Origin of the sequence: Marinomonas polaris DSM 16579 (genome assembly GCF_900129155.1) — a bacterium.
GTDB classification, from domain to species: domain Bacteria; phylum Pseudomonadota; class Gammaproteobacteria; order Pseudomonadales; family Marinomonadaceae; genus Marinomonas; species Marinomonas polaris.
Window position 1 is genome coordinate 1 of record NZ_FQVF01000041.1, and the last position, 4,405, is coordinate 4,405.

Genomic DNA, 4,405 nt, shown 5'->3' on the forward strand with positions numbered 1-4,405 from the left:
GACAAACTCGATAAACCTGCATTAAAGCCCCTTCTTAGGCAGCGTTACCTGTACACCGAAACCAAACGAGCCAAAGTTGGCCCCGACTACCACATCGAATATCTCCGTCATTACTACTCGGTTCCCCATCAACTTGTGGGCCATCATATCGAACTGGAAGCCTCCAACCGTCTAGTGCAGATCTACCATCAAGGGAACTTGGTTGCTCAGCATCCACGTAGCCAAAGGGAGCGTGGAACCAGCACTCACTCTGAACACATGCCGAGCAATCATCAACATCAAAAGTGGTCGCCTGGACGTTTGCTCAGTTGGGGCGCCAATATCGGCCCAGCCACACGAGAAGTGGTGAATAAGATGCTGAGCTCCAAGCCTCATCCAGAGCAGTCTTATCGTTCCTGTCTAGGGTTACTTAATCTGAGTAAAGCCCATGGTGAGTCGCGCTTAGAGCAGGCCTGTCAAGATGCGCTGATGCTGACAAAACCTAATTATACCTTCATTAATAACCTGCTTAAGAACCATCGGGAAGGACAGCTGAGCAAAGACAATACGAACACCCCGAACCTTGTTCACAGCAATGTTCGTGGTCTGAACTGTTATCACTAGGAGAAATAATATGAACGCACTGAGTGATCAACTCAAAACCCTTCGCTTGAGCCATGCGGCGAAAGCGTTAGAGCAGCAACAAGAACAACTGAGCACCTACGCAGAGCTGGACTTCGAGGAAAGGCTCAGCCTGCTTCTGGAGAGTGAAATTTTGAATCGCAACCAGACTAAAATCCAACGACTTAAACGACAAGCTAAGTTGAGAGTTGACGCCCAAGCAAGCCAACTCGCGTACAAAGAAGGACGTAACCTTAATCGCAGACAGATGAGTGAACTTCTAACGGGCAGCTATCTGCACAAACATCAGAACATCTTGATCACAGGCCCAACAGGTGCAGGAAAAACGTACCTTGGTTGCGCACTGGCAACCAGTGCCTGTGACCAACAACACACGGTCAGATACTACCGATTAACTCGCCTGCTCGATGACCTGAGCGCAGGTCGACTGGATGGCAGTTATCAAAAACAACTTCAATCGCTTGCTAAGAAAACCTTACTGATCCTCGACGACTGGGGAATGGAGAAACTGACTCAGGATCATGCAGGGCACCTGTTAGAGGTGCTTGAAGATCGTTATCAAAACAGCAGCACAATCGTCATCAGTCAGTTACCTGTAAAAGAGTGGTACAACATGATCGAAAACGCGACCGTCGGGGATGCACTGATGGATAGGCTGGTACACAACAGTCATCGAATAGAACTGGGAGGTGAGTCAATGAGAAGACTGGCGCAATCCGAACACTTAGAGTAAAAATAGGGAAAGAGAAAAAGTGCTGGTTCAAGTGTTCGGAATAAACCGAAACAAGCGTTCGCAATCACCGGAATACGCACAAAAGCAAGTGTGGCGGCCTATCTACTCGCTCTGGAATACGAACAGGTTTCATAAAACTTACTTTTAATTAGTTTCTTCTTATTTTGCTTTAGGCAAAGTTCTGCATCTAATGCGTTATGGTCTTTTTTGGGCAGTTACAGCATTTTCAGGTACTCAATTAGAAAAGAATCAGAGGTAGACAAAGCACTGAGCTAAAATAAAAACTTTTCGCATGTGAAAGATTCTTGGCAATCAGAATGAATTTCTGTTTCGATTCTGAATCGATGCGAATTTTTGACCTAAAGTTGGAGAGAGAGGCGGAGGGATTAAAGCACTTTTTAATAAAAGTCATTCTATCCACAGGCATGTTTATTTATTTATTCTTGTTTACCTTGTTTATACTTGTTTAGATGTGGATAACTTATTGATTTATATGAACATAGTTCAAGAAGTTGCTACATAAAGCCAGTAAGTTGCTACATAAAGCTAGTAGGTTGCTACATTTGGGCAGCAGGTTGCTACATAAAATCAGTAAATTGCTACGTTTGGTTAGTAAGTTGCTACATAAAGCCAGCAAACAGCTCTGTTTTGCTACGTTTAACCAGTAAGTTGCTACGGAAGATCATTGAAAAGTGGCCTTTTGAGTGATTGAAGTGACATTTTGTAGTAACTTTAGGGTTAAGCGCTGACTTTATGTAGCAACTTATAGATTTTATGGTCTAAAGTTGCTACGTTTGATCAGTAAAAAGAGCCATGGCTCTATTTTTTGGTTAAATCACTGGCTTTATGTAGCAACTTTTAGGCTTTGCGGTCGTAAGGACTACATTTTTATCAATGTGAAAGGGCAAAATGCCTTTTTTTGGCTGAGTCACTGGCTTTATGTAGCAACTTTTTGACATCAAAGAGAAGCTAATCAGGTGTAGGTTTTTATGATAGGCGAAAACGAAGTTCTTGAAGGCACACTAGAGCATGACGGCACCGAAATTGATTGTGTTAAAAACGTTACCCCCGAGTTAGCTTTAAAGAATGACTTAGTCATTTATAAGGATAATGCTCTAGTGTGGGGAAGATTTGATCTGTCGAAGGTTGAACTGAAAATTGTGAACGCACTGATTGCGCTAATAAATCCTCTTGAACCTTTCAAAAAGCAAAACCAGTGGAATTTTACGAAGGCCGATCTTGAAAACTTGGGTGTGTCGTCAATTGGAAATCTTCATCGACATATTGATGAGATAACAACCAACCTACAAAGCCAGATTATTAGGTTGCCAATGAAAGACAAAGATGGAAAACAGATCGACGACGGAAAATCGTTTGAGAAAGTGAACCTCTTTTATAAATCAAAATGGGATGATAAAGAAAAAATTGCTTCTTTTAGCTTTCACCCCGAACTGGAACCTTATCTTATCAATCTCAAAGGCCATTTTACTAAATACCATTTACATCATGTCCAAGGGATGGAGTCACAATATGGTATTAGATTGTATGAGTTACTGAGGAGTATTTATTCGCTAGAGAAGGTAAAGAAAGGGAACTTCAGTATTAGTCTGCCGCTTAGCTATGATAAATTGCGTGAAGTGCTTGAACTGGGTGATAAATATCCTCGTTTTAGCAATTTCCATACAAGGGTACTTCAACCTGCTGTAGATGATTTAAACACTACTGACATTGATGTGAAGTACAGTTTTCCAGATCGCCTCACGCCAAAATCAACGGCCAAGGTGAAAACAATCGTATTCACTATAACGACGAAGTTTGGTTATCACCCAACTAAAATAGTTAAAGGCTCGCTTGTTCCGATAGAGGGGGAAAACGAAGTTCGATTGTCTGTTAAGCGTCAGCTTAATCTTTTCTTCAAGTCCTCTGTTTCCGACAGGTTAATAGCCACCTATGGCGTAACACGCTGTCTCTCCAATATGAAGCTCCTTTCCGCAGAGGACAGTGCCACAAAAATTAAGAATGCCGCTGGATGGCTTAATAAAGCCATTGAAGAGGATTATGCGAATTCAGATACTGGTGCTGATTTGGTTGATTTGCTTAAAGTGTCAACGGAGACAGACGTCCATAAGAAACGTTTTTTGGAGGAGCAACTTATGCCTATTTGGCCGAGCTTGGAGTCCGAGGAGCAAAGGGACTTTCTTCAACACCGCTTCGACCAAGGCGCAGTAGCTGTTCGCTTTGCACAATACTACGCCGCTTCATTGTCTGGGAATATTCCAGCTCCAGCTATACAGGTAAAAACAGTTAATGCTAAAGCAGATCGTGACGCAGTAAATGCGGAGCTTACTAATCTTTTAAATACAGATTGGGCGTTTTGATCAAATATATGCCGCATACTCGTCGGCTTTAGCCACGAGTAGTTCACTAATGGCTTCATGTAACAATTCAAATTTCGTTACTTTTACGCCAAATGAACGTCTACAAACGGTTTGTTTCTTAGTTGGTGGGATCGCTTCAAGTTCAATGCACGAATCGCTATTGAGCTCTCTGACGGTTCACAATAAAACCACTTAAAACTGACCTCTGATGACTCTAGGAGAGATATTGGCTAGGTCTAGGTCTAGGTCTAGGTCTAGGGCTGTGGTGATACCCAAGGCACTTAAAAGATTTGGGTCTACAAAGTCACTGCTTTGTGGACCCAATTTTTTACATTCTAAATTCATTATTAGTAACGTTGCCTAGAAATTCGTTACTCACAGTTTTAAATAGTTTCGCCAAATTATTTTGCAGGTAAACTTGAAACTTATCCTGAGCTAGGGTTCTATCAAATACATCTGTTGGTAAGAAACGTTTCATTTCTGCAATGAATGCTTCACTAGACACAATATCAGGAAGTCGTTCGAGAAAGTTTTCTAACATTTTGTTGAAGTGTTCAAGTTTATAATCTGACGCCTTTTTCTTAACTAAGTCCATATTGAGTGTCGCGCCTTGTTGCTGTAACCAAGCTAAATCCCATATATCTCGGTGGCGGACATACCTTGTTGTGGCAGG

General features: G+C 42.0%; 4 protein-coding genes and 1 pseudogene. 3 read left to right on the top strand and 2 right to left on the bottom strand.

Translation table 11 applies throughout. The annotated features are described in order from the left end of the window. The 3 genes from BUA59_RS23255 to BUA59_RS23265 all read left to right on the top strand — a co-directional run. A partial coding sequence (locus BUA59_RS23255) for a transposase (RefSeq protein ID WP_139248968.1) occupies positions 1–603 on the top strand: 603 nt, incomplete at its 5' end. A gap of 10 nt (positions 604–613) precedes the next feature. Further along, positions 614–1,354 (top strand): IS21-like element ISVch3 family helper ATPase IstB, encoded by a 741-nt coding sequence (istB, locus tag BUA59_RS23260; protein ID WP_072842468.1) that lies wholly within the window; start codon positions 614–616, stop codon positions 1,352–1,354. Between the two features lie 989 nt (positions 1,355–2,343). Next, the gene (locus tag BUA59_RS23265) at positions 2,344–3,732 is read left to right on the top strand and encodes a replication initiation protein (protein ID WP_072842469.1); all 1,389 of its coding nucleotides are present in this window, start codon (positions 2,344–2,346) and stop codon (positions 3,730–3,732) included. Between the two features lie 192 nt (positions 3,733–3,924). On the opposite strand, the gene BUA59_RS24245 is transcribed toward BUA59_RS23265, so the two are convergent. Next, entirely contained in the window at positions 3,925–4,077 is a 153-nt protein-coding gene (locus BUA59_RS24245; protein WP_245813245.1) for a hypothetical protein, read from the bottom strand. After that, positions 4,061–4,405 (bottom strand): annotated as a pseudogene (locus BUA59_RS23275) (hypothetical protein); the annotation flags it as partial. The pseudogene BUA59_RS23275 and the gene BUA59_RS24245, both read right to left, overlap by 17 nt.

Excerpts from the sequence above, each read along its gene's own strand:
- BUA59_RS23265 (WP_072842469.1), top strand. The coding sequence starts at position 2,344 with ATGATAGGCGAAAACGAAGTTCTTGAAGGCACACTAGAGCATGACGGC.
- istB (WP_072842468.1), top strand. The coding sequence starts at position 614 with ATGAACGCACTGAGTGATCAACTCAAAACCCTTCGCTTGAGCCATGCG.
- BUA59_RS24245 (WP_245813245.1), bottom strand. The coding sequence starts at position 4,077 with ATGAATTTAGAATGTAAAAAATTGGGTCCACAAAGCAGTGACTTTGTA.